The following is a 24,943-nucleotide window of genomic DNA, read 5'->3' on the forward strand; positions in this document are numbered from 1 at the left end:
TCTCAACGTAACGGTGCCTGGCGTCCATACGACTTGCAGCGGAAAGACCCTGCGCGGTAGGTAAATTCACCTTTAATTCAATCAGTGTTAATATCAGGGATGCCGGATCTCGCCTCCCCCAGGGCCCCGGCCCCCTCGAACACCCCTATCGCCCCGAAAGGAAGACAGCGATGCATACCCTTCTCCTGTTGAACGGAGGGATCGGGTCGCGTGCCGCAGCGGGCCACCCGAAGCAGTTCATAGAAATTGATGGACGCCCCATGGCCGTCTACTCCCTCATAGCGGCCGACGCCGTCGAGGAAATAACCCAGATCGTCTTCAACTATCCCCCCGGGTTCCTCGAACCGACCCAGCGCCTGGTGGAGGACTACGCCATCCGGACACCGGTCGTGTACGTGCCGGCCGGATCCACCCGCCACGAATCGGTGGCGGCCATGCTCCCGCACGCCGAGAACTCGTCGGTCATCATCCATGAATCCGCCCGGCCCATGATCGGCGCCGACGACTTCGAGAACCTGATCGAGGCCGAGGCCGACAACGTCGGGTACATGATCCCGATCTCGTTCACCGTCGCTCCCGTCGACCCGGACTCGACCCTCGTCACCGGTTCGCTCGACCGCGACCGGCTGCGCAACGTGCAACTGCCCCAGAAGTTCTCGAAGGAGGACCTCCTGGCCGCCCATGCCGAGGCCGCCGCCAAGGGCACCCAGTTCACCGAGGACGCCACCCTGCTGGCCGCCAACGGCTTCAAGGTCGGATACATCGAAGGCGACGACAAGAACATCAAAGTGACCACCCCGACCGATGTCAAGCTGGTCGGTTTTCTCATGGGAAGGAACACCGACAATGACTAGGACCATGATGGTCACGGGGGCCTCCAAGGGCATCGGAGCCTCCACCGTTGAGAAGTTCTTCTACGGCGACAACGATGTCGACACGATCGTCCTCGTCGCCCGCGAGTCCAAGGAGTTCGACAAGCTCCAAGAGCGGCTCTCGAGCGACAACCCCCACGGCAAGAAGATCGTCCCCTTCACCGTGGACCTGGCCGACCGCGCCAAGATCGTCGGCTTCCTCCATGAGGCCATGGCCCTCGCAGGGAAGATCGACATCCTGGTCAACAACGCCGGCTACACCGCCCCTTGCGCGATCCAGCAGATCGACTTCGGCGACTTCGAGCGCACCATGCAGGTCAACGTCTACGCGCCGTTCACCATCGTGCAGGAGCTGCTGCAGCAGGGAAACCGCTTCGACCTGATCGTCAACATCGCCTCCACCGCCGGAATGGGCGGTCGCCCCGGATGGCTGACCTACGGCGCCTCCAAGGCCGCCATGATCAACATGAGCGAGGCGATGAAGGCCGAGCTGGCCATCTTCGACACGCGCGTCGTCTGCATCTCCCCCGGCCGGTGCGCCACGGACCTGCGCAGGACGCTGGCGCCCGACGAGGATCCGTCCACGATCATGCAGCCCGAACACGTCGCCGGGGTGATCGACATGCTGGCGTCCGAAGTCGGTCCCTACATCGACAGCCAGAACCTCGTGGTGCGACAGTAGAAAGACGACCCCTGTGACAGGAATTCTCAAACACCTGGGCAAGGTGCGCAAACTGACGCGGGTCCTGCTGCCGTTGGCGACCATCGCCTCGCTGCTGTTCCTGCCCGGTACGTTCGCGGCCCCGGTACTGGCGGCGGCCGCGGCGGCGCTATTCCTCAAACCCGATCCGAAGTACCGGCCCGGCAGTTACAAGGTGGGGCGGATCGTCTTCGCCCTCACGCCGCTCGTCGCCTTCGCTTCCGCGGGCGAACAGCCGCCGGCCCTCCTGTCGGCGACGATCCTCCTGGTGTACCTCGCCTTGGCGGCCGAGCCGTACATCGGCCGAGCCATGCGCATCGAGCGCTTCGACACGGCGTCACTGCCGGGTTCGGAACAGAGGGCCCTGTTCACACCTGGTTCGATGTACTACATGTCCACCGCGGTGCTTATAGCACTGCAGGTCCCGGCGTTCATTCCCGAGACCGCGCCGTTCGCTCCCGTCGCCTTGCTCGGATTCGCTCCCGCCGCGGCGGTCGCGGCGCTGAAGCTGGTCGGCCGGGAGGGTCTGCTCATCGACGACATCGACGAGCGGGCCGCCAGGACCAAGGAAGCGCTGGAGAAGGTTCGACCGTCGTTCCTGCTGTATTTCGCCGCGCCTGCCGGCACGTCCTTCCAGGTCGCCATGTGGCTGCCGCACTTGGAGAAGCTCGACGGCGACTACTTCATCCTCGTCCGCGAGGCCTGGGCCTTCAACGCGCTCCAGGAGGTCACCGACCGGCCCATCGTCTTCGCGCGCGACCTCAGCCTGGTCGACGAGGTCCTGCCCGAAGGTGCGAAGGCCGTCTTCTACGTCAACAACGCCGCCAAGAACACGCACATGGTGCGGTTCCCGGACCTGACGCACGTCCAGCTGCTGCACGGAGACTCGGACAAGGTGTCGAGCTTCAACCCGGTGACCGCAATGTTCGACAGGATCTTCGTCGCCGGACAGGCTGGACTGGACCGCTACCCCGACAACGGTATCGACATTCCCGAGAAGAAGTTCGACATCGTCGGCCGTCCACAGGTGGCACAGCTGGACATCACGGAGCGGGCGATCTCCGAGATCGACGATCCGACGGTCCTGTACGCGCCGACCTGGGCGGGCTACTTCGAGGACGCCAATTACAGCTCCCTGGGCATAGGCGTCGAGATGCTCAGAGAGCTGACGGCGCGGGGCACCACGGTCATCTTCCGACCGCACCCTTACACGGACAGGATCCCCGAGACGGCGCGGCACAAGGCGGCCGTCGAGGAGTTCCTGCGGCAGGACGCGGCCGCGAGCGGGCGCCGGCACCGGTGGGGTCCGGAGGTGAACGAGGATATGACGCTCTTCGACTGCGTGGACGCCTCCGACGCTCTCATCTCGGACGTCAGCTCCGTCGTCTCCGACTGGCTTTACAGCGAAAAGCCCTTCGCCGTCGTGGACGCGCGTTTCGAAAGGGAGGACTTCCACTTGAGTTGCTCCCTGATCTACGCGGCCTATCGGATCGAGGGGGACGGATCCAATATGGAATCCGTGCTCGACGACCTGCTCGAGAAGGATCCTCTGGCCGAGGAGCGGAGAAAGGCCAAGGTTCACTACCTCGGCGACTTCCCGCCGGAGGAGTACGAACAGGCCTTCATAAACGCGGCGAACAAGTATCTGAAGTGACAGCGTTGGGGGCTGGAGTCATCGACTCCAGCCCCCAACGTCGTCCATGGTCTAATCCGTGATCGGAATAGATTGGCGACCGCTGGTCAGCGATTCACTAGCCCCAGGTCAACGAGGTCGTTCGGTCGTTCATGTAGCCCATGTCGTCCATGGACTTTTTGGGGCCGGTCGATGATCCTTCCTGGTGGCTGTGCTGGTAGTGGTTGACATCGCACGTGTGGTACCCCTGGAACGAGGAGATGCGGTCGTTCCACCACGGATCAACTTGCGTCCTGATGTCGTTTATCTGGTAGTCCCTCTTTCCGTCTACGAGACACGGGCGCGTCCCATAATGAGCCCACGTTTTACCGCCGTTGCCACCTCGGTAACGGTGTTCGTACTCCACCGAAAGCAGGTACGCGTCAGCTTTCGGCTCCACGCTGCTCTGGGTAGCGTCCATTCCGTAGTTGACGGAGTCCGCGAAGGCCTTGCTTTCGACTGCGTCTAGCGGATCCGACGGAGCGTCGGTCACAATGCCGCCCGTCGCTTCAGCGATCGACTCGGTGAAAGTTTCGTAGCAGTTGGTTTCGAGGGTGTCGAGGTTCGTAACGCAGTGGTCACCTTTAGAGGGGGAGAAGTCGCCCGTCGCCGCAGCGGCGGGGCCTGCTGAGGCGAGAGTCATCAGTCCTGCCGCGGCCAGCGTAGTGAGGAGCTTCCGTTTCATGCCTTGCCTTTCTATGGGGGTAAAGTATTCTCAAACATTGTGAGAAATTTTCAAGACTGTGGAAACGTATCACTACGGGCACACTAGGTCAACATCATGGTTGCCGCGGTTGCCTTGTGCAACAAACACCCTGATCTACCTACACGACGGCGGCATGCAGCAGAACAGTCGCATATGGATTCGACTGGTTAGTGGCTGCTACCATCTGGACATGAACGTGAGATCATCCCTCGTCCCCCGCATACTCATAACATGCACCGGTGCCATGAACGTCGCCATGGGCATCCTCACCTACGGCACGAGCTCGGCCGGCGGCCTGATCACCTCCGGCGCCGTCCTCATCATGCTCAGCCTCCTCCACTGGCGCGTACCGCATCTGATCGTCACCAAGGACGCCCTGATATTCCCGCACCGGTGGTGGGGGTTCCGGTTCGACATACCCGAGGGTTCCCGTCTGAAGGTGAAGTACCCGAACCTCTACATCGTGGCGCCCGACGGAAGCTCCGAACGGATCCCGCCCCGCCTGCCCGGTCTGCTCAACAGGAAGGACCTGGCGGAATTGAGGACTCGCTACTCCTGACCTACGGGCGCTTGCACCTCGCCGCCGCGAGCGCCCCACTCCGCCCAAATCCGATTGACCCCTCGGGCCCGGCCTTCGAGAATGGCGTCATGGGCTACATCAACCTCTCCGACGTCACCTACACCCTCCCCGACGGGCGCACCCTCTTCTCCGAGGTGTCCTTCCGGGTGGGTGAAGGCTCCAAGGCGGCCCTGATCGGAGCCAACGGCGCGGGGAAGACCACCCTCCTGAACCTCGTGTGCGGCGACCTCGCCCCCGACTCGGGAACGGTGACCTCCTCCGGCGGAATCGGCCGCATGCGCCAGCTGGTCGGCATGAGGGAGGGCGACCGTCCCCTGGCCCTCCTGGCGGCCGGCCTGGCCCCGCCCCTCCTCCGTGCCCCCGGTAAGGCCCTGATCGACGCCGAAGCGGCCGTCGCCAAGGCGGAGAAGCGCGGACGCCTGTCCAACGCCGCCCAAGAAGCACAGGCGGCATACGTCCAGGCGATCACCGACTGGGGTGAGGCGGGCGGCTACGACTATGAGGTCGTGTGCGACACCGTCGCCACCTCGATCCTGCACGCCCCCTGGGACGAGGTGAAGAACCGGCCGCTGTCGACCCTGTCGGGCGGCGAGCAGAAGCGGTTCGCGCTCCATCTGCTGCTGGCGGGCGACGACGAGGTCCTCATCCTCGACGAGCCGGACAACTTCCTCGACGTGCCGGGCAAACGGGACCTCGAGAGGGCCGTCCGCGATTCGGAGAAGACGATCCTGCTCGTCTCGCACGATCGCGAAGTCCTCGCCAACACCGCCGACCAGGTCGTGACGGTGGAGGCCGGCGGTGCGTGGGTCCACGGCGGCGGCTTCTCGACGTGGCGCGAAGCCCGCACCGCCCGCTGGGAGAGGTTCGAGGAACTGCGCCGCCGCTGGGACGAGAAGCACAAGCAGCTGCGCGACCAGATGCTGATGTACAAGAACAAGGCGGCCTACAACTCGGACATGGCCTCCCGCTACCGGGCCGCGCAGACGCGCCTGGAGAAGTTCGAGGAGGCCGGGCCGCCGCCGGAACCGCCGCGGGACCAGAACATCCGCATGCGCCTGGAGGGCGGGCGGACAGGCAAGAGGGCCGTCGTCTGCGAGAGCCTCGAACTGGAGGACCTGACCTTCCCGTTCGACCTGGAGGTCTGGTACGGCGACCGAGTGGCGGTCCTGGGCGCCAACGGAACCGGTAAGAGCCACTTCCTGCGCCTCCTGGCCCGGGGAGGCTCCGAGCCCGAGGACGGCGTGAGGTCCTCCCAGCCCGTCGCCCCCGTCGCGCACGAGGGCAAGGCCAAGCTGGGGGCGCGCGTGTACCCCGGCATGTTCTCGCAGACCCACGAGCACCCCGAGCTGGACGCCAAGACCCTGGTCGAGATCCTGTGGGAGGCCGACGAGGACCGCCCCTCGCTGGACCTGGGCAGGGCCATGGCCGCCCTGGGCCGCTACGAGCTGTCGGGACAGGCCGAGCAGGCCTTCGGGCAGCTCTCCGGCGGCCAGCAGGCACGGTTCATGATCCTGTTGCTCGAACTGGCCGGCGCGACGTGCCTCCTGCTCGACGAGCCGACCGACAACCTGGACCTGGAGAGCGCCGAAGCACTCGAGACGGGCCTGCGATCGTTCGAGGGGACGGTCCTGGCCGTCACCCACGACCGCTGGTTCACGCGCGGCTTCGACCGCTTCGTCCTGTTCGGCGAGGACGGTGAGGTGACCGAGGTGAACGAACCGGTCTGGGACGTCCGGTAGGGCCCTCGGGTCACCGTGTCGTCGTCGGCACGGCCGTGACCGGCCGAGGGCCCGGCCCGGAGTGTCAGTTCTCCCGCCAGATCGGGCAGGCTCCGCTTGCTAGTCCTCCCTCCAAATCGGGCAGGACATGCAGCGCGGCCCTCCCCGGCCGGTGACCAGCTCCGATCCAGGGATGGTGACGACCTCGACGCCGGCCTTGGCCAGCTTCTCGTTCGTGATCGTGTTGCGCTCATAGGCGATCACGCGGCCCGGAGCCAGGGCGAGGGTGTTGTTCCCGTCGTCCCACTGCTCGCGGTCGGCGGTGACGCGGTCGAGCGTGCCGGTGTGGATCACCTGGAGGTCGCGCTTGCTGGCCTCCGAGGCGGCGCGGACGAAGGGCATCGCCTCGCCCACGGCGATGTCGTCGCCGACCGGCCGCAGCGGGTAGGCCGAGAGCTGGTGCTCGGCGGGAGCGTACATGACCAGCTTGTCCTCGTCGACCATCGTGCAGATGGTGTCCAGGTGCATCGTCGCGCGCCGCTGGGCGATCGGGACGGCCAGGACCTCGTGGACGGTGCCGGTCTTGAAGGCCTTGCGCGCCAGACGCTCCGCTCCGGCGGCGGTGGTGCGCTCGCCGACGCCGATGGCGAGGACGCCGGGGGCGATGAGCAGGACGTCGCCGCCCTCGACGGACTCGAGTCCGTGGTTGTAGTGGTGGGGGACGTCGGCGAAGCGGGGGTGGTAGTTGTAGATGACGCTCGTCAGGGCGGTCTCGCGGCGGCGCGCGGGCATGGCCAGGGAGGTGACGGCGGCGCCGGTCGGCAGCCACAGCGACGAGTCGCGGGTGAACATGGTGTTGGGCAGCGGGGCGATGACGAAGCCCTGGGGGCGCATCATGCGCCAGGCGAGGGAGGTCTCGGCGGTGGATCCGGCGGGGAACTGGTCGAGCAGCTCCTGCTTGGTGAGCCCTTCGATGAGCACCGCGGCCAGCTGTTCGGGGGCGAGGGTGTCGAGGAACTCGCGGACCAGGTTCTCCAGTGCGGTCTCGGGTTCGTTGTAGAGCGAGTCCACGGCGGCCGCCCGGCCCTTGTCGACCGCGAGGGCCTCGGCGAGCAGTTCGCGCACGTAGAGGACTTCCACTCCCCGGTCGCGCAGGGCGCCGGCGAAGGCGTCGTGCTCCTCGCCGGCCCGCTCCACCCAGGGGAGGCCGTCGAAGAGGAGGGTGCTCGAGTTCTTCGGGGTGAGCCTTTTGAGCTCGCCGCCGGGGCGGTGCAGCATGACGGTCTTCAGGACGCCGACTTCGCTGTTGACTCCGTAATTCCGGTCCATCATGCCCCTGAGCCTAGTTCATATCGACTTCATATCAGCGGGAGGTGGTCTGTCAGGTCCGCCCGCGGGCCCGAGGCCTGCACCGATCCGCTGGCCACGGCATCGGAGAAGGTGATTTTTCCGGTAGCGAGGGCCAGGAACGCCTCGGGAGTGGCCTCGATTACATTGGGAGGGGTGCCCCTGCGGTGCCGGGGGCCCTCGACGGCCTGTACCGCCCCGTAGGGGGGCACCCGGACTTCCACGCTGTGTCCTGGGGCTTTGGCGGCCAGAATCTTGAGCGCGGCGCGGACGGCGTCTTTGGCCAGGGTCCTGTCGCCGGGCGTCTCCGCCGCGGCCATGACCAATTCGGTGGGGTCGGTCGACATGGGTCTTTCTCCTCCGGAGATACTGATCAATAATATGGTAGGCCGACTCTCGCCGAGCGGCCCACCGCGCCCGGAGGGAACGGCGGCGGCCCGACCGCAGACGTCCGGCCGGGCGGTAGGACAGAGCCCAGGAGGGGATAGCAATGGCCCGAACGACCGCTGGTAAAGCACCTGCCGGCGGGGTGCCCGCACGTCCGCTGAGGCGAACGCGCCTGCTGTTGACGGCAGTCCTGGCCGGACTCGTCGTCGGCGCCGGGCTGGCGGCCCCGTCCGCTCTGGCCCAGGAGCCCGCCGTCCGGATCCAGTCGGGCCACGACCCGCAGCTGGAGACGGGAGAAGGCGCCACCCCCGCGCAGATCGGCCTCATCGTGACCGGCAAGGCCGGCACACCTACCGAGGTCCGCGCCACCGTCGGAGGCGTAGACGCCCACGTGACAGCGTCGTTCGGACAGGGAAACAGCTGCCCCGGCAGCCAGCAGAGCAACGGCTCACAGGTCACCTGCTCGTTCACCATGCCGCAGAAACAGGGCAGCCGCAATCCCGAAAAGGGCGAACAGGCGCTTGCCATCACGCTCACCCCTGCGACCCAGTCGGAGCTGACCACCGAGGACGTCATGCAGGGCCAGCTGGTCATCAGCGCGACGATGGACGGCAAGCCGGCCGAGAAGTCGACCTCGCTGACCGTGAGGGGCACCGAGGAGCCGCAGCCCGAGTCCATCCCCATGGTCAAGGGCACCGTCGTGGACAACGGCGAGCCCGTGGACGGCGCCGAGGTCAAGCTGGAGGACTCCGAGGGCAACAGCTACACGGCCACCACCGACTCCAGCGGCGTCTTCGAGTTCGTCGGCAACGAGGAGAAGCACATCGCCCCCGGCGAGATCAGCCTGACGGTCTCGAAGGAAGGCTACGACACCCAGACGGTGACCCGCAATGTCTTCGAGGAGACCGAGGAGGAGATCCGACTCCCCAAGGTCGAAGAGGAGAAGCCGAAGGAAGAGGAACCGAAGGACGAGGAGCCGGCCGCCGCGGAGGAGCCGGAGGAGGGCGGCATGTCGCCGACCCTCTGGGCCATGATCATCATCGGCGCTCTCCTGGTCATCGGCGGTATCGTCGCGATCGTGCTGCTGCTGCGCGGCGGCAAGGGCGATGACGACGACAACGAGGACGACCGTCCGCTCCCCGACCTTCCGCCGGACCACCAGGGCCAGGCCGCCCAGACCGGGCGTCCGGGCGTCTACCAGGCCTCCGGTCCGGGGCAGCAGCAGGGCGAGGCCCCGACCATGATCCACAACGGCCCGCTGGTCAACGACGACGACTTCGCCGGCTACGGCTCTCAGCAGGAGAGCAGTTTCGGACCGGGCTACGACAACTCCGCGACGCAGGTCATGCCGCAGTACGGCTCCGAGCAGCCCCCGCCGCCTCCTCCGCCGGGCGGCCTGCCGCCGCAGGCCCCGAAGGACGAGACGACGATCCTGCCGACCGTCGACAAGGACAAGGGTCCGCAGGCCCCGGGCTACGGCCCGGGACCGCAGCCGCGCCGCGACGAGGGCGGCTGGCAGAGGCCGGACGACCGCCGCCAGAGCGGCTGGTAACCGGAACGCCGGACGGCGAGAGGGGCGGGGTTCACCACTTCGGGTGTCCCCGCCCCTCTCTCATGTCCGATTTCACCGGCAGGGGGAGAGGCATTGCACACGTGTCCTGCACCGCCCCCTCACTTGGGGTGGTGGACGGGGGACGAACCTCGTATAGACTACAAGTGGAGGCTGACGGGAGGCCGCGTCACAGAATCCGACGGAGTGCCGACGACCCCAGTCCTAGTCCTTTTCCGATTCTCTCCGCGAGAACATCCCGACAGAGGAGTTTCCCAGTGGCCCGAGGGGATGGCCGTCTCACCGTGGAAATCGATCCTGCGAACCCCGGTCCGCGCGACGCCTGCGGCGTCGTGGGCATCTGGGCCCCCGGTGAAGAAGTCTCAAAGCTGACCTATTTCGGACTCTACTCACTTCAGCACCGCGGCCAGGAGGCCGCGGGGATGGCGGTCGCGGACGGCGACCGCACTGTCGTCTACAAGGACGTGGGCCTGGTCGCCCAGGTCTTCGACGAGAAAACCCTCGCCCCGCTCCAGGGGCACGTCGCCATCGGACACGCCCGTTACTCCACCACCGGGTCCTCGACCTGGGAGAACGCCCAGCCGACCATTCGCGCCAACACCGGCGGCGTATCGGTCTCGCTGGCGCACAACGGCAACCTCGTCAACCTCTCGGAGCTGTTCGACACCGCCGTGTCCAACGGCCTCGACGTCGGCTCCATGACCAGCGACACCGGCCTGCTGGCCACGCTGTTCACCGGGCACCCGTCGACCGACCTGGCCGAGGCCGCGAGCGACGTCCTACCGCAGGTCAAGGGCGCCTATTCGCTGGTGTTCATCGACAACGACCGGCTCTTCGCCGCCCGCGACCCGCAGGGCATCCGACCGCTGGTGCTGGGCAAGCTGGAGAAGGGCTGGATGGTCGCCTCAGAGACCGCCGCGCTCGACACCGTCGGCGCCAGCTACGTCCGCGACGTCGAACCGGGCGAGATCCTCTCCATCGGCGAGGACGGCGTGCGGTCCACCCGCTTCGCCGAGCCCGAGCCGAAGCACTGCCTCTTCGAGTGGGTCTACCTCTCGCGCCCCGACTCCCGCTTCGACGGGCAGACGCTCTACCAGTCCCGCATCGAGCAGGGCCGCGTGCTGGCACGCGAGTACCCCGCCGACGCCGACATGGTCATCGGGGTCCCCGAGTCCGGCATTCCCGCCGCGGTGGGCTACGCCAACGAATCGGGCATCCCCTACGGCCTCGGCTTCGCCAAGAACAGCTACGTGGGCCGGACCTTCATCCAGCCCTCCGACTCGCTGCGGAAGCTCGGCATCCGCCTCAAGCTCAACCCGCTGACCGACCAGATCCGCGGCAAGCGCCTGGTCGTCATCGACGACTCGATCGTCCGGGGCAACACCCAGCGCGCGCAGGTCAAGATGCTGCGCGACGCGGGCGCCAAGGAGGTCCACGTGCGGATCTCCTCACCGCCCATCAAATGGCCGTGCTTCCTCGGCATCGACTTCGCCACCCGTGAAGAGCTGATCGCCGACAACTACGACGTTTCGGAGATCTGCGAGCAGATCGGCGCCGACAGCCTCGGCTACATCTCGCTCGACGGGCTGACCGCCGCCTCAGGCCAGAAGTCCGACAACCTGTGCCGCGCTTGTTTCGACGGTAAGTACCCCGTCGAGCTGCCCGACAACCTCGGCAAGAACCTGCTGACCAGTACCGCCTAAAAAGCACCGTCTAAGAGGAAAACCATGCCTACAGTCTCCTACGCCTCTGCCGGGGTGAGCATCGACAAGGGCGACGCCGCCGTCGAGGCGATCAAGCCCGCCATCAAGAAGACCACGCGGCCCGAGGTCGTCGGCGGGATCGGCGGCTTCGCCGGGCTCTTCGCCCTCGACACGGACAAGTACGAGAAGCCGCTGCTGGCCTCCTCCACCGACGGCGTCGGCACCAAGCTGGCCATCGCCCAGGAGCTCGACATCCACGACACGGTCGGCGTCGACCTGGTCGCCATGGTCGTCGACGACCTGGTCGTCTGCGGTGCCGAGCCGCTGTTCCTACTGGACTACATCGCCACCGGCCAGGTCGTCCCCGAGCGGATCAGCGATATCGCCGCGGGCATCGCCGACGGCTGCCGCTACGCCGGATGCGCCCTGATCGGCGGAGAGATCGCCGAGCACCCGGGCGTCATGAACGAGAGCGACTACGACATCTCCGCCACCGGCGTGGGCGTCGTCGAGGCCGACAAGGTGCTCGGCCCCGATGGCGTCCGCGAGGGCGACGTCGTCGTGGCCATGCGCTCCACCGGCGTCCACTCCAACGGGTTCTCCCTGGTGCGCCAGATCCTCAAGGTCGGCGGCCTGGGCCTCGACAAGGCCGTCCCCGAGTTCGGCACTCAGCGGACCGTGGGCGAGGAGCTCATGACGCCGACCCACATCTACACGAAGGACTGCCTGGAGCTGATCGCCGAGTGCGACGTCCACGCCTTCGCGCACATCACCGGCGGCGGCATCGCGGGCAACCTGATCCGCGCCCTGCCCGACGGCCTGACCGCCACCGTCGACCGTTCGACCTGGAGCCCCAACCCCGTCTTCGACGTCCTGCGGCGCACCGCCGACGTGGACCTCGCCGAGATGGAGCGGACCTTCAACATGGGCGTCGGCATGGCCGCGATCCTCCCCGAGGACCAGGTCGACCGCGCTCTGGCGCTGTTGACGGCGCGCCACATGGAGGCGTGGGTCGTCGGCCGGGTCACCGAGGGCGAGCACATCGTCCGCCTCGAGGGCGACTACAAGTCCGAGTAGGCCTTCCCGCCCTCTCCGGAGGCTTTTTCCGAGGGGCCGTTCCGCCGTCGCGGGGCGGCCCCTCGGCGCGTCCGCGCATTCTACCGGTCGCACGCCACTTTCTCTGCGCCACAAGCGTTCCTACCAGGACCTGCGAATTTCCGCATAGACCCGTGTCATATTCTGATTCGCAGGGGGCCGTAGTGCGGGCACCTACTTGTTATCGTCGGAGGCAGACACCGACAATCTTCCCGACGTCGCCGCCGGGGCGGCCTCGTCGCCCGGATGAAGGAACCGCACCATGCTCCGCCCCAAAGCCTTCGCCCCGACCTCCCTCACCTTCCTGGCCGTCTCCGCCCTCGCGCTCGCCGGATGCACCGGCGGGGGCGGCGGTTCCGACGATCCGTCCTCCGAGACCGCGTCCGAGTCCTCCTCGCCGACGGCGGGGGACGCCACCGCGCAGGAGGCGGAGGTCGAACTCGACGACTCCGCCGTCGGCGAGTACACCGCGAACGACGACGCCCGGACGGCCTTCGACCAGGCCCTGGCCTCCTTCGAGAACTCGGCGAAGTTCGAGGACGACGACCTGGCCGGGCTGGACGGCGACGAGCTCGCCACGGTCGGCGCCGGCTCGTGCGCGGCCCTCGACGCCGGTTACGACCTGCCCGCCTACCACCGCTGGGTGAGCGAGAACCACCGGCTCACCATGAGCGACGGAGCGGTGGTCATCTACTTCGGACGGATGTTCTGCGAGGACCGCAGCGACGACTTCGAGACGTTCTTCAAGGAGAACTGAGCTCCGGACGAACGGAATGGGCGGGCCCTCGGGCCCGCCCATTCCTTTTCCATCGCGCGGGCGGCCTCTCCCCCGAAAGGACGCCCGCGCTTTTTCGAGGGGCGATGGTCTAGTAACCCGGTTCCTCACCGGCTTCGATGAAGTCGGCCGGGATCTCCGGGCAGGCCTCCTCCAGGCCGGGCGAGCGCGTGTCGCAGAACGCCTCGCTGCCGAAGCAGGCCTGGTTCACCGCGCCGTTCTCCGAGTACCCGCTCTCTTCGGCGAGGGACTCGGTGAACCGGGTCGCGGCGAACCCGTCGTCCATCGCCAGGCACAGTGCCACCGAAGCCGCCGCCGGTCCGGCGACGGCGTCCTCGCGCCCGGCCGGCTTCTCGTCGGCGCCGCCTGCCGAGAAGGCGGACAGGCCGCGGAAACGGCTCCGGTGGCGGGAGGACGAGTCAGGACGGGGCTGAGGGGCACGGCGGTCCTTTCGCCGGAGCGAATGTATTGAACACCGACCAGGCTAGCGGCGGCCGGCGGGCCACGTGCCACCGGAAGCAGGCATCGAGATTCCTCTAACCCCGCGCAACCTCTTGCGGCGCAGGTGAAGGATGCGAAAACAAAACGGATCGGTAACCAAAGGGGCCGAATTGTGACCGTTGGCCCCTAGGAGTTCTCCGCGGCGACGGGGCGGCGCCGGGCCCGCTCGATCCCGGCCTGCCCTTTGAGGGGCGCTCCGCCGGGTTTCCCGCCCTTGTCGGAGGCGGCCTTGGCGATCAGCCCGGCCACTCCGGCGGCGACGGAGATGACGCCGCCGAGCCAGAGGCCGGCCCGTCCGCCCGCGATGTCGGAGGCGATCCCGACGATCGGCGCGCAGATGGGAGTGGAGCCGAGGAAGATCATCATGTAGACGGCCATGACCCGTCCGCGCATCTTGCCGCCGACGCCCATCTGGATGCGCTGGTTGGCCGCCTGAGCGAAGTACACCATGGCGAAGCCGGTGGGGACCAGCAGGACCCCGGCCGTCGGCAGGTTCGGGGCGAAGCCGGTGGCGGTGGTGCCGACTCCGAGCAGCAGTCCGGACCAGATGACGTCGTGGGCGCTGGGCCTGGTGTACCGCCGCCCGCTGTAGAGGGCGCCGACGAGCGCGCCGACCGACAGGCAGGTGAGCAGGAGCCCGAAGGCGTCGGCGTCCGTGCCGAACTCGGTCTTGGACAGCAGCGAGAGCGTGACGGGGAAGTTGAAGGCGAACCCGCCGATGAGGGCGACCATGAAGAGGACGCCGAGGATGTCCTTGCGGGTCTTGAGGTAGCGCAGGGCCGGGAGAACGGCGTTGTCGCGCGTGGGCCGCGCCTGGTTGCGCAGTTCGCGGCGCAGTAGGACGGCGTTGGCGAGCGCCGGGGAGAGGAAGAGGGCGGCGGTGACGGCGATGACCGCGCCGGTCGAGGTCAGGGCGATGAGCAGTCCGGCGAGGGTGGGGCCGAAGATGCGGGAGATGTTGAAGATCGCCGAGCCCAGGCTGATCGCGTTGGGCAGCATGTCCTTGTCGACCAGCTCGGAGAAGAACGACTGGCGGGTGGGGCCCTCGATCGTCTGGATGCAGCCGGAGGCGAAGACGGCGAGGTAGACGTGCCAGATCTCCGCGTGTCCGGTGAGGACGGTCGTGGCGAGGGATCCGGCGATCAGGGCCTGGCCGATGGAGGAGAGGAGGAGGACCTTGCGCTTGTCGAAGCCGTCGGCGACGCGGCCGGCGAAGAGCCCGAACATGAGCATGGGCCCGAACTGGAGGGCGAGGGTGCCACCGAGGGCGAGGCCGGAGTCGCCGGAGAGTTGGAGGACGAGCCAGGAGACGGCGGTGGTCTGGAGCCAGAAGCCGAGGGTGCCGCCGAGCTGCCCTGCGGCGTAGACGCGGTATTCCGAGACGCTCAGGGCTCGGAACGTCTGGTGCAGCTGTTCGGCGATTTTCGGGGACATATCCCGTCCAGCTTATTTTACTTGCCGACCGGCTAGCCAGTGCTTGAGGGGAAACTCACCATACCGAGCAGGGCCCACGAGGCGGAGGGGCCCGCCCGTTCTCCCTCTCCGTGGGCGGTCCCCGGCCCTCCCGGCAACGGCCGAAACCATTCTCCGCCCCGCTTTCCCGGGGCGGTCCGGACTCCCCGGCCACGGACGGGACGGCGCGGTCTATCCCTCGTTCCCGGGCGCCGCCCGCTGCGGTATCGGCTTGCCCATCGACTCTTGGGCGATGCCCTGCGCCTCCATGGCGTCGGCCTGTTCGCCCTCCGGAAGCGCCGCCCCCTCGGCCCGCTCCTCGGCCTCCCGGCGCTTGAAGGTGAGCTTCTCCTTCATCTCGGACAGCCAGGCGGCCCGCTCCTCGGCGTTCTTGAAGACCACCTCGGGTTCGGCGTTCTCGATCGGGACCGCCCGCTCGGCCGCCTCCTCGCGGATCAGGGCCTCGAGGTCGGGGCGCAGCATCATCAGAGGCGTCGAGAACAGGCCGGTCTCGGCCTCCTTCGTCCTGATCCACCCCTTGTACTCGACGTTCGCGATGAACTGGCGGCCCACCGTCTCGGGGTTCTTGATCGCCTTGTCGGCCGACAGCGCCAAGAGGGTGAAGAAGATGCCCGACGCCTTCTCGACGGCCCATTCGCGTCCGGGCACGGGCGGGAGGAAGCCGGCGATGGTGTCGACGATGCTCTCGTTGACGGCCGTGGCGATCATGTCGTCCACCGTCCTGGTCCGGAAGCAGCGCACCTTCTTCCACTTCGCGTTGTCCCCGTCGAACCCGATCTCGTCGGGGGAGATGGTGATGCCGCCGACGATGTCCAGCCTGTTGAGCAGGATCCCCGTCCCCCGCGGAGGTTTGCGCCCGCCGGTGACGAAGGTGGAGAGCCCGACCTGCCACTCGCGGTCCAAGGGGCGGTGGGGCAGGGGGAACCGGGCCAGGACGTCCTCCATGGTGAGGTCGGAGGCCGCGGCCTTCCCCTGGCGCACCACGGCGTTCGTCTTCTGGGAGGCGGACTCGCGGGCCCGGTCGGTCATACTGGTGATCTTGTCTTTCCAACTCACCTGATTAAAATACCGGGGCGCGGCAAACGGGGTATGGTGCGGGACAGCGGAAAGCGGCGCCCGATAACCGGACGCCGCCTCGTTGGGCCGTTGGCTACCGCGAAGGTCCGAACAGGACGTCGTCCCAGGCGGGAAGCTCGTTGCGCGGACGCTTGGAACGGCCGCCGGAGCCGGCCAGCGCCGCCCCCTGGCCTTCGGCCTTGTGCTCGGTGGGGCGCAGGAGCGCCAGCGACGGGACCTCGGGGCTCTCCTGCTCCTCGGCCACGGTCGATCCGGGCAGCCCCAAGGGCGCGGGACGCTGTCCGCGCGCCTCCGAGGGCTCCACGTCGAAAGGACGCTCCAGCACTTCCCGCAGGCGGTCGCGGCGCAGCGGGTCGTCGGCGCGCTGCGGCCGTCCGGGCGCCTCGATCGGCGGGACGGCCGAGGGCGCGCGGGTCGCCGGCGTGGCCGATCCCGGCAGTCCGCCGTCGGCGGTGCGCTGCTCGGAGGTCGAACCGGGCAGGCCGGCCGAGTGCGCCTCCTGCTGCGCCCGCTGGGACTCCCGCTCCTCGGGCTCTTCGCCGACCACTCCGTGGAGCGGGTCGCGCGAGGGCCGGGAGCTCTGCTGCGCCGGGTACTCCGGCCGGGCGGGGGCCTGCGGCTGCGGCGTCAGGCTCGAGAGGAACTGGGCCATCTCGTCGTCCGGCGTCACGCTGCGGCGGGTCCTGTCGAGCTTCCAGCGGGCGTGCGCGGTCGTCTTGCCCGAGGACCACGAGGCCTGGACGAGCCAGGAGGCGTCCTCGAGCCGCCAGGCGTCCCAGGAGACCGCGTCGGGGTCGACGCCGTGCTGGGCCAGCTTGTCGTCCACGACCGCGGACATGCGCTCGTTCTCCGAGGACGTGCTCAGCCTCGCGCGCCGTGCCGACTGGGCGAGCATCGCCCGCTCCTGCAGGACCGGCCCCGCGTAGCGCAGGACCCTGTCGACGGGGACGGCCGCCGACATGGCGATCTCGTCGGCCGACTCGCCCGCGCGGATGCGGGTCTGGATATCGCGGGGGGAAAGGTTGAGGGTGGGCCGCACGGCCCCGGCCTTCGGACTCTCGTCTCGCGGCAGGATCTTGGGGCCGGCGCTCTCCGACTGGTGGATGTCCACGACCGATTGGACGCGCTCGTCCAGCGGCAGGGCGAGCAGGCGCCCCAACTCGTCGGCGAGCACGAGCGCTTGGCCGTCATCCGAGAGGGCTACGAACCTCACTGGTCTCATGCCCGTCACCTCGTCCCTTTTTTCGGCACTTTCCCGTGAACTGGTCTGGTCTGTATGTCTTGCGAGTCCGGTTCTAGCCTTAAACTGTACCTTCCCAGCGCCACAAGCATGAAGTACATTCGATACTTTTCCGCCGCGCCACTCGATTCGAATAACGCTCATATGTGTGCGGGGAAAGGGGAAGGCCTCCACCGTATATCGCCCGGACACTTCACGCCAGGGCGTGAGTCACGCACCCGGCGGTGCCCCGGAGCCCCCGAAGACTACTGCCGGTTTGTCCCCGGCCACGGTATGGGATACATTTAGCTGCGTGCCGCGAAACGACCGCGATCGATCGAAACCAGGCGAAGCGGGCCCTCACAGCGAGATGACCGAAGAAGAACTCCTGACCCCGACCTTCGTCGCCGCGCGCTACCCCGAGAAGCGGAGCCCCGAGCCCGCCCGAGTCCCGATGGTGCCGGTCTTCGCCGTCGGAACGGCCCTCTGGGTGATCGCCTTCATCATCGTCCACCTCAACCGCGAGGCCCTCGAAGCGAGCGGACGCGGATGGTGGCCGACCTGCGCCGCCATAGGCATAGTCATAGGAATCCTCGGAACGGTCACGATGTACGTCCGAGACCGGCGCCGCCGGAGATGAGAGACTCCCCGCGGCGCGGCCGCGGGGAGTGGGAAGCCGTTTCGGCTAAAGCTCTTCGGTGGTGCCGTCGTTGTACACGGTCACCGAGGTGTACACGCCCTGGGGCGAAGTGTCCACAATGTCACTGACCTGCGAGTGCGCCCCGCAGCCGTGGTCGGCGGAGACGACCTTCCCGTCCTCCTGGGAGTACAGGTTCGCGCAGGCGCCGAACTCCAGCCTCATCGAACCCGCCAGGGGCAGGAAGAAGCCGCACGTCCCGCACCGCGCGTCCTTCGGCGCCGACTCGGCCACCGGGGCGAACGGCCCGCGGTCGCCGTCGTACCAGCGCTGCGCGGCCTCGGCGCGCCCGTCGCGGTTCATCACCCGCTGGCGCCCCACCCCGAGCTCGAAGGCGATGTCCTCCACCGCCTCGTCGTCGGAGTGGGTGTAGGCGGGCATGAGCCGGTCGTCCTCGGACGAGGTCGGCAGGATGTCGCCCACCCCGACCTCGTGCTCGGTGAGCCGGTCCATCCAGGGCACCCACTGCGGCGAGCGCAGCGCGTCGGGCCCCGGCAGCATGGCGACCTCGGAGACGGTCACCAGCTTGGAGCGGGGGACCCGGGTCACCACCACGGCCCAGCGCCATCCCCGGTAGCCGGGCATGGTCGACTCGAAGTAGTGCGTGGCCACCCGGTCCTCGTCGGCGACGGTCTCCAGGTGGGCGCCGACGCCTTCGCCGGTCGACTCGGCGGCCTCGCGGGCGAGGTCCACCGCCTCCGCGAGGACCTTGTCAAGGCGGGGGCGGCGCTTGCGGTTGCGAACAGCGGTAGAAGTCTCTGGCACACCACAAGCATAGGCCACTCTCACTGTTGCGACGTGACTTGGCCGGTGTTAGATGCGCCCAACCCACAGGTTCACTCTTCGGCGAGCTAGTTTCGACGCATGCCTACCCTGATCGTGTGCGCCGTCGACGCCGAGGCCGAGGCCGTCCGCGCCGGACTGGCCGACCCCGGCCGCTTCTCCGTCATGACCTCCGGCGTGGGGCCCGCCGCCGCGGCCGCCTCCACCGCCACGGCGCTCGCCCGCGGCGAGTACGACGCGGTGGTCAACGCCGGCGTGTGCGGGGCGTTCCAGGGACGCGCCGACATCGGCGACACGCTGATAGCGGTGCGCACGGCGGCGGCCGACCTCGGGGTGGACCTCGCCGACCAGTTCCAGCCGCTCGACGAGCTGGGCTTCGGGTCCATGACCGTCGACTGCGACCCGTCGCTCACCGAAGGGGTCGAGGGCTACCGGGGCGACATCCTCACCCTGACGTCGATCACGGGGACGGCCGACAAGGGTCTGCTCCTGACCAACCGATTCCCCGCCGCGCTGGGCGAGGCGATGGAGGGCTTCGGCGTCGCCACGGCCGCCCGCCAGGCCGGTCTCCCGTTCGCCGAGGTGCGCACGGTCTCCAACTTCGTCGGCGACCGCGACGTCGCCGGGTGGGACTGGAAGGGCGCCTTCGGCGCGCTGACCGAGGCGGTGTCGCGGCTGTGAGCCTCCGCTTCGCGCACTCGCCGTGCCCCAACGACACCTTCATATTCCACGCCTGGACGCACGGCCTGGTCGACGGCCCCGACGTGGCGGTCTCCTTCGCCGACATCGACATCACCAACGACCCCGAACGGCGCGACCCGTCCTGGAACCTCATGAAGGTCTCCTACGGCAACCTCGCCCGCCTCTACCCCGAGTGGCGGCTGCTGCCCAACGGCGGCGCGCTCGGACACGACTGCGGCCCCCTCCTGCTCCGGCGCCGGGGCGCGGGGCTCGGGGGGCGCCTGGCGGTCCCGTCGCTCTACTCCACCGCCTACGCGCTGTTCACGATGTGGAACGACGAGGACGGGCCCGAGTGGGACGCCGTCGACGTGGTGCCCTTCGACGAGATCATGCCGCGGGTCGCCTCCGGCGAGTACGACGCCGGGCTGGTCATCCACGAAGCCCGCTTCACCTACGGCGAGTGGGGGCTGGAGCGGACCGTCGACCTCGGCCAGTGGTGGGAGGCGGCTACGGGCGTGCCGATCCCGCTGGGCGCCATCGTGGCCCGCCGCGAGATCGATCCCGCCCCGATCACCGCCGCGATCGGCGACTCGCTCCGCCACGCGTGGGCCGACCCCTCGGCGAGCGCCTCCTATATCGCCGCCAACGCCCAGGAGATGGATCCCGAGGTGTGCCGCAAGCACATCGACCTCTACGTCAACGAGTTCTCCCTCGATCTGGGGGACAAGGGGAAGGCCGCGATCGAGCGCCTGTTCACCGCGATGGGCGCCGACTCCCGGGCCCTCGGGCTGCTGTCCGCCGACCTCGCCCGATAGGCGGCGCGACTCCTGTTCGCGCCCTTAAGGCACTGGCCCGTTTAGGTGTCCGCACTGTAATCTAGGGTCATACGCGAGATGTGACGCCTAGACGAGATGACGAGGTTCCGCCGTGCCTACTGGCCGAGTGAAATGGTTCGACGCCGACAAGGGGTTCGGCTTTCTGACCCAGGACGAGGGCGGCAAGGACGTCTTCGTCCATCGCGACTCCCTGGCCGACGGCGTGGAGGAGATCCTCAAAGGGCAGAAGGTGGAGTTCTCCATCATCGACACCCGCAAGGGCGCCCAGGCCATGGGCGTGTACGTCCTCGACTCCCCCGTGCTCAAGGGCGCCGAGAAGCAGCCCAAGCACACCCCTGAAGAGCTGGGCAGCATGCTGCAGGACATGGTGGGCGTCCTCGAGTCGCAGATCATGCCGACCCTGGCCCGCGGGCGCCGCCCCGACAAGAAGGTGGGCGCCAAGATCGCCGAGGTCCTGCGCGCCGTCGCGGACGAGCTCGATTGACGCGGCCGTGCCCCGGCGTCCGAGGGGCAGGACTCGGCCGCGCCCGGTGGAGCGCGCTGGGTAGGCTGTAAGGCGTGGACGGCTCGCTGAAGGTTGACAGACTGCTCGACTCCCTCGCACGGCTCGACTCCCTCCTCGTGGCATTCTCAGGCGGAGCGGACTCGGCCTTCCTCCTGGCCGCCGCCGCCAAGGCCCTGGGTTCGGAGAGGGCCGCCGCGGCCACGGCCCTGTCGCCGTCCCTGCCTCCCTCGGAGGTCCGGGGCGCCGAGGAGTTCGCCCGCTCGCTCGGGGTCCGGCACCTGCTGCCGTCGACCAACGAGCTCGACCGCGAGGGCTACCGGCGCAATGCCGGGGACCGCTGCTTCTTCTGCAAGACCGAGCTGATGAGCGTGCTCGGCCCGCTGGCGGAGACGGAAGGCTTCGCGAACGTCGCCACGGGCACCAACGCCGACGACACCGTCGCCGGGTTCCGGCCCGGCATCGAGGCCGGGCGCCGCGCCGGAGCGCTCACGCCGCTCGCCGACGCCGGCCTGACGAAGGCCGAGATCCGGTCGGCCTCCCGCGACTGGGGCCTGGCCACCTGGGACAAGCCCGCCGCCGCGTGCCTCTCCTCCCGCATCGCCTACGGCGTCACCATCACCCCCGGTCACCTGACCCGGGTCGGCAAGGCCGAGGCGGCGCTCCGCTCGCACTTGCGCGACAACGGGATCCCCGTGGCGAACCTGCGGGTGCGCGACCTCGGCGAGGACTCCGCCAGGGTAGAGGTCGACGCCGAGCACGTGGCCGCGCTCCGCGACCGCCCCGAGCTCCTGTCCGTCGTCGAGGGCTTCGCGTCCGTCACCGTGGACGAGCGGGGCTTCCGATCGGGCGCGATGAACGAAATGCTGCCCGATCCGGAGAAGTACCGCTAGCACTCCGCCATGTCCGACCCGTCTCTCTATCAGGAAGCCTGCTCGCAGGGCTGCTCCGACCCCGCCTCCTCGGCCTGCAACCCCGACGGCCCCTGCCGTTCCTGCGGCGCGGCCTGCGGCGGCGCCAGGGACGCGGGCCCGTTCTCCATGTCGGTGGCGCTCTTCGTGTGGGCCCGGCTCGACGGCGACCGCCTGGCGCGGGCCGAGGCGGCGCACCGGCCCTGGGCCAGGGACCTCGGCCTGCGGGCCATCGCGTTCTACCGCCGCCGCGTCTCGCGCCGGCTGAACGTCACCTGCCGCTACGTGCCCTCCTGCTCCGGCTACGGCTACCGCGCCGTGCGCCGCTACGGCCTGTGGACCGGCTCCCGCCTGGCCCTCCTGCGGATCTGGCACTGCCGCCCAGGGGTGCGTCACGGCACCCGCGATCCCGTTCCCGCGCCCGGAGCGGACCGCTAGAATCGCAGGCATGAGCAACGAGAAACTCCCCAAGACCGTGCCCGGCGGGAAGAACCACATCGTCCAGCCCGGACACCTCGAGATCGGCGAGATCACCTCGCCCCACATCGGTGCGTCCTCGCCGTTCGGGGAGTCCACCCCCATCCCGATGCCCGTGAGCGAGATCGACTGGGAGCACTCCCCGAAGATCCCCGAGCGCATCGAGCACGAGGACGAGTAGCCGTCTGAAAGCGCCGAAAGGGGGAGGGACCGCGAAGTCCCTCCCCCTTTCTCCATGCCTCAGATCAGCGGCTCGGGTCCTCCCGGGCCCCGCCCGGCCGCCTTGTCCAGCAGCCGCGCCCAGGCCTCGCCGAAGTCCAGCCCGGCCGCCTCGATCGCCATGGGCGCCAGCGACGTCTCGGTCATGCCCGGGGCGATGTTCGCCTCCAGCACCGTCACCTCGCCGTCGTCGCCCACGATGAGGTCCACCCGAGAGAGGTCCCTCAGGCCCAGGGCGCGGTGCGTGTCGACCGCCAGTTTCGCGACGCGCTCGGCGGCCTCCGCGTCCAGGCGCGCCGGGGCGTGCCAACGGGTGGCGCCGGGGTTGTAGCGGGCGGCGAAGTCGTTGGTGCCCGACAGCGGCTCGATCTCCACCGGAGGCAGCGCCTCCGGCCCGTCGCCGAAGTCCGCCACCGTCACGGCTATGTCGCGGCCCGGCAGGTAGCGTTCGACCATGGCCTCGTCGCAGTAGGAGTACGTCGCCATCATCGCCGAGGGCAGGTCCTCAGGGGAGGACACCCGGTTCACGCCCATGGCCGATCCGCCCGCGGCGGGCTTGACCACCAGGGGCAGCCCGATCGCGTCGACGGCGGCCTCCAGCAGGCGCGGCGTGCCGAGGTCGGAGAAGACCTGGCGGTGCAGGGTGACCGACGGCGCGACCGGCACTCCGGCCGCCGACAGGTAGTCCTTCGCGCCGGCCTTGTTCCAGGCCCTCCGGCTCGCGACGGCCGACGAGCCCACGTACGGCAGGCTCAGCGTCTCCAGGACCGCGCGCAGTGCCCCGTCCTCTCCCGCGGCGCCGTGCAGCAGCGGCACGACCGCGTCGGGCGACTCCTTGTCCAGCCGGTCCAGGAGCGTCCGGTCGGTGTCGAACGACAGGACCCTCCATCCCGCCCTGCGCAACGCGTCGGCCACGCGGCGCCCCGACCGCACGGAGATGTCGTGCTCGTACGACATGCCCCCGGCCAGGATCGCGGCGGTGCCGGGCTTTGCCTCGGGCTCCTTGTCTGCCACGGAAACTCCTATCAGTTCTCTCCGGTGAAGGCGTCGCGCAGCTGCTTCTCGGCGGCGATGACGCCCCCGAGGCGCCGGACTCCCTCGCGGATGTCTTCGGCGGTGGGGAACGAGAAGTTCAGCCTCATGTGGGCGGCCCCGTCGCCGTCGGCGTAGAAGCCGGTGCCCGGGACGTAGGCTACACGCTCCGACAGGGCGCGGGGCAGCATGTCCTTCGAGTTGAGCCCCTCCGGAAGGTCCAGCCACACGAACATGCCGCCTCCCGGGCGGGTCCACGTCGCCCCCTCCGGCATGTAGTCGCCGAGCGCGCCCAGGAGGGCGTCGCGGCGTTCCTGATAGAGGGTGGTGAAGACCTTGACCTGTTGGCGCCACTCCATCTCCGTCAGGAAGCGCCTCGTGGCCTCCTGCGTCAGCGAAGAGGGGCAGAGGATCGAGGCCTCGACGGCCAGCAGGAGCTTGTCGCGGACCGCCGGCGGGGCCAGGACCCAGCCCAGGCGCAGGCCGGCGGCGAAGATCTTGGAGACCGTCCCCAGGTAGATGACGCCGCGGTCGACGCGGGCCCTCAGCGGGGCCGGAGGCTCGCCCTCGAAGGAGATCATGGAGTACGGGTCGTCCTCGATCACCAGCAGCCCGTGGCGCTCGGCGATACGGAGGATCTCCTCCCGGCGCTCCTCGGAGAGGGTCACGCCCGTCGGATTCTGGAACGTCGGGACCGTGTAGAGGAACTTCGCCTCGCGGCCCTCCTTGCGCAGTCCCTTCAGGGCCTCTTCGAGGCCGGCCGGGACGAGGCCGTCCTCATCCATCGGCAGGTGCCGGACGTCGGCCTGCGCCGCCTGGAACACGCCCAGCGCGCCCACGTAGGTGGGTCCCTCGGCGAGGACGATGTCGCCGGGGTCGAGAAACGTCCGGGCGAGCAGGTCGAGACCCTGCTGGGCGCCGGTCGTCAGGACCAGGTCGTCGGCGGAGGCGCTGATCCCCGTCAGGTCGAGGACCTCGGTGATCGCCTCCCGCAGCGCCGGATCGCCCTGGCCTCCGCAGTACATCAGGGATTTGGCCCCCGAGTCGGAGAAGAGCTTGTCGAACATCTCCTTGAGGTCGTCGAAGGGGAGGGCCGCCGTGAACGGGTTGCCGCCCGCCAGGGAGACCACTTCGGGGCGGTTGGCCACGGAGAACAGAGCCCGGATCTCGCTCTGTGCCATGCCGTGAACCCTGGTTGCGTACCGACCGGTGTAATCGTCGAGTGTTGTTCCGGACACGCGGTAACCTCCTCCAGGTCACGGGGCTGGCATAAGTCCCTTAAGACTACGCGCCCATCGGGGTTCCGACCAGGGAGATTCCCGCCTTTCGGCCGCACCGTCACCTTCCTGTCACAGGCGTCCAGACAGACTTTCAATCACAGGTTCGACGCTCTTCCGGCCTACGATCGGC

26 protein-coding genes are annotated in these 24,943 nt (G+C 68.6%); 16 read left to right on the plus strand and 10 right to left on the minus strand.

The features are described from left to right. The first annotated feature begins 170 nt into the window (after positions 1–170). From ACFTE1_RS19020 to ACFTE1_RS19030, 3 genes are read left to right on the plus strand one after another with little or no spacing between them, the layout of a single operon-like run. Positions 171–854 carry an IspD/TarI family cytidylyltransferase gene (locus ACFTE1_RS19020; protein WP_380619494.1) on the plus strand — a complete coding sequence of 228 codons (684 nt, stop codon included), beginning with the start codon at positions 171–173 and terminating at the stop codon, positions 852–854. Further along, positions 847–1,554, plus strand: coding sequence for an SDR family NAD(P)-dependent oxidoreductase (locus ACFTE1_RS19025; protein WP_380619496.1), 708 nt, complete (start codon positions 847–849; stop codon positions 1,552–1,554). The genes ACFTE1_RS19020 and ACFTE1_RS19025 overlap by 8 nt, the downstream gene beginning before the upstream one ends. Before the next feature lie 13 nt (positions 1,555–1,567). Beyond that, positions 1,568–3,226, plus strand: coding sequence for a CDP-glycerol glycerophosphotransferase family protein (locus tag ACFTE1_RS19030; RefSeq protein WP_380619498.1), 1,659 nt, complete (start codon positions 1,568–1,570; stop codon positions 3,224–3,226). 97 nt (positions 3,227–3,323) lie between these two features. Here the strand turns inward: ACFTE1_RS19030 and ACFTE1_RS19035 are convergent, their stop codons facing one another. Further along, a complete protein-coding gene (locus ACFTE1_RS19035) occupies positions 3,324–3,929 on the minus strand; it encodes a hypothetical protein (protein WP_380619500.1) in 606 nt (201 codons plus the stop codon). A gap of 211 nt (positions 3,930–4,140) precedes the next feature. Between ACFTE1_RS19035 and ACFTE1_RS19040 the strand changes: the two genes are divergently transcribed. Beyond that, positions 4,141–4,509 (plus strand): hypothetical protein, encoded by a 369-nt coding sequence (locus ACFTE1_RS19040; RefSeq protein ID WP_380619502.1) that lies wholly within the window; start codon positions 4,141–4,143, stop codon positions 4,507–4,509. 89 nt (positions 4,510–4,598) lie between these two features. Beyond that, entirely contained in the window at positions 4,599–6,269 is a 1,671-nt protein-coding gene (locus ACFTE1_RS19045; RefSeq protein WP_380619504.1) for an ABC-F family ATP-binding cassette domain-containing protein, read from the plus strand. Between the two features lie 99 nt (positions 6,270–6,368). Here ACFTE1_RS19045 and ACFTE1_RS19050 read toward each other — a convergent pair whose 3' ends face one another. Further along, complete coding sequence (locus ACFTE1_RS19050) at positions 6,369–7,580, minus strand: arginine deiminase (RefSeq protein WP_380619506.1); 1,212 nt, start codon at positions 7,578–7,580, stop codon at positions 6,369–6,371. Between the two features lie 26 nt (positions 7,581–7,606). Beyond that, entirely contained in the window at positions 7,607–7,942 is a 336-nt protein-coding gene (locus tag ACFTE1_RS19055) for a sterol carrier family protein (RefSeq protein ID WP_380619508.1), read from the minus strand. Between the two features lie 143 nt (positions 7,943–8,085). Here ACFTE1_RS19055 and ACFTE1_RS19060 point away from each other — a divergent pair, with 143 nt between their 5' ends. From ACFTE1_RS19060 to ACFTE1_RS19075, 4 genes are all read left to right on the plus strand, one after another. Further along, positions 8,086–9,534 (plus strand): carboxypeptidase regulatory-like domain-containing protein, encoded by a 1,449-nt coding sequence (locus tag ACFTE1_RS19060; RefSeq protein WP_380619510.1) that lies wholly within the window; start codon positions 8,086–8,088, stop codon positions 9,532–9,534. 275 nt (positions 9,535–9,809) lie between these two features. Then, positions 9,810–11,255, plus strand: coding sequence for an amidophosphoribosyltransferase (gene purF / locus ACFTE1_RS19065; RefSeq protein ID WP_380619512.1), 1,446 nt, complete (start codon positions 9,810–9,812; stop codon positions 11,253–11,255). Positions 11,256–11,279: 24 nt separating this feature from the next. Continuing rightward, positions 11,280–12,332 (plus strand): phosphoribosylformylglycinamidine cyclo-ligase, encoded by a 1,053-nt coding sequence (gene purM / locus ACFTE1_RS19070; protein ID WP_380619514.1) that lies wholly within the window; start codon positions 11,280–11,282, stop codon positions 12,330–12,332. 280 nt (positions 12,333–12,612) lie between these two features. Then, complete coding sequence (locus ACFTE1_RS19075) at positions 12,613–13,107, plus strand: hypothetical protein (RefSeq protein WP_380619516.1); 495 nt, start codon at positions 12,613–12,615, stop codon at positions 13,105–13,107. 109 nt (positions 13,108–13,216) lie between these two features. Here the strand turns inward: ACFTE1_RS19075 and ACFTE1_RS19080 are convergent, their stop codons facing one another. The 4 genes from ACFTE1_RS19080 to sepH form a co-directional block, all read right to left on the minus strand. Then, entirely contained in the window at positions 13,217–13,429 is a 213-nt protein-coding gene (locus tag ACFTE1_RS19080) for a hypothetical protein (protein ID WP_380619518.1), read from the minus strand. A gap of 323 nt (positions 13,430–13,752) precedes the next feature. Further along, positions 13,753–15,060: an MFS transporter gene (locus ACFTE1_RS19085; protein ID WP_380619520.1), complete on the minus strand. Its 1,308-nt coding sequence runs from the start codon at positions 15,058–15,060 to the stop codon at positions 13,753–13,755. A 210-nt stretch (positions 15,061–15,270) separates the two neighbouring features. After that, positions 15,271–16,155 (minus strand): hypothetical protein, encoded by an 885-nt coding sequence (locus tag ACFTE1_RS19090; protein WP_380619522.1) that lies wholly within the window; start codon positions 16,153–16,155, stop codon positions 15,271–15,273. A gap of 94 nt (positions 16,156–16,249) precedes the next feature. Continuing rightward, complete coding sequence (sepH, locus tag ACFTE1_RS19095) at positions 16,250–17,398, minus strand: septation protein SepH (protein ID WP_380619524.1); 1,149 nt, start codon at positions 17,396–17,398, stop codon at positions 16,250–16,252. A gap of 367 nt (positions 17,399–17,765) precedes the next feature. Between sepH and ACFTE1_RS19100 the strand changes: the two genes are divergently transcribed. After that, complete coding sequence (locus ACFTE1_RS19100) at positions 17,766–18,035, plus strand: DUF2530 domain-containing protein (protein ID WP_380619526.1); 270 nt, start codon at positions 17,766–17,768, stop codon at positions 18,033–18,035. A gap of 45 nt (positions 18,036–18,080) precedes the next feature. On the opposite strand, the gene ACFTE1_RS19105 is transcribed toward ACFTE1_RS19100, so the two are convergent. Further along, entirely contained in the window at positions 18,081–18,857 is a 777-nt protein-coding gene (locus tag ACFTE1_RS19105; RefSeq protein WP_380619528.1) for a DUF3027 domain-containing protein, read from the minus strand. A 99-nt stretch (positions 18,858–18,956) separates the two neighbouring features. On the opposite strand from ACFTE1_RS19105, the gene mqnB reads away from it, so the two are divergent. The 6 genes from mqnB (at position 18,957) to ACFTE1_RS19135 (ending at position 22,463) form a co-directional block, all read left to right on the plus strand. Further along, positions 18,957–19,556 (plus strand): futalosine hydrolase, encoded by a 600-nt coding sequence (gene mqnB, locus ACFTE1_RS19110; RefSeq protein ID WP_380619530.1) that lies wholly within the window; start codon positions 18,957–18,959, stop codon positions 19,554–19,556. Further along, a complete protein-coding gene (locus ACFTE1_RS19115) occupies positions 19,553–20,371 on the plus strand; it encodes a 1,4-dihydroxy-6-naphthoate synthase (RefSeq protein WP_380619532.1) in 819 nt (272 codons plus the stop codon). The genes mqnB and ACFTE1_RS19115 overlap by 4 nt, the downstream gene beginning before the upstream one ends. A gap of 112 nt (positions 20,372–20,483) precedes the next feature. Then, positions 20,484–20,876: a cold-shock protein gene (locus tag ACFTE1_RS19120; protein WP_380619538.1), complete on the plus strand. Its 393-nt coding sequence runs from the start codon at positions 20,484–20,486 to the stop codon at positions 20,874–20,876. 74 nt (positions 20,877–20,950) lie between these two features. After that, the gene (gene larE, locus ACFTE1_RS19125; RefSeq protein WP_380619541.1) at positions 20,951–21,787 is read left to right on the plus strand and encodes an ATP-dependent sacrificial sulfur transferase LarE; all 837 of its coding nucleotides are present in this window, start codon (positions 20,951–20,953) and stop codon (positions 21,785–21,787) included. A gap of 9 nt (positions 21,788–21,796) precedes the next feature. Continuing rightward, on the plus strand, positions 21,797–22,243 hold the full coding sequence (yidD, locus tag ACFTE1_RS19130) for a membrane protein insertion efficiency factor YidD (RefSeq protein WP_380619543.1): 447 nt from the start codon (positions 21,797–21,799) through the stop codon (positions 22,241–22,243). A gap of 10 nt (positions 22,244–22,253) precedes the next feature. After that, positions 22,254–22,463, plus strand: a complete 210-nt coding sequence (locus tag ACFTE1_RS19135) for a hypothetical protein (protein ID WP_380619545.1) — start codon at positions 22,254–22,256, stop codon at positions 22,461–22,463. 59 nt (positions 22,464–22,522) lie between these two features. Here ACFTE1_RS19135 and ACFTE1_RS19140 read toward each other — a convergent pair whose 3' ends face one another. Together ACFTE1_RS19140 and ACFTE1_RS19145 are read right to left on the minus strand one after the other, a co-directional pair. Then, the gene (locus tag ACFTE1_RS19140; protein ID WP_380619547.1) at positions 22,523–23,515 is read right to left on the minus strand and encodes a D-alanine--D-alanine ligase family protein; all 993 of its coding nucleotides are present in this window, start codon (positions 23,513–23,515) and stop codon (positions 22,523–22,525) included. 11 nt (positions 23,516–23,526) lie between these two features. Continuing rightward, a complete protein-coding gene (locus ACFTE1_RS19145; protein ID WP_380619549.1) occupies positions 23,527–24,771 on the minus strand; it encodes an aminotransferase-like domain-containing protein in 1,245 nt (414 codons plus the stop codon). Positions 24,772–24,943: the final 172 nt, after the last annotated feature.

Origin of the sequence: Salininema proteolyticum (assembly GCF_042685645.1) — a bacterium.
Classification (GTDB): Bacteria; Actinomycetota; Actinomycetes; order Mycobacteriales; family Micromonosporaceae; genus Salininema; species Salininema proteolyticum.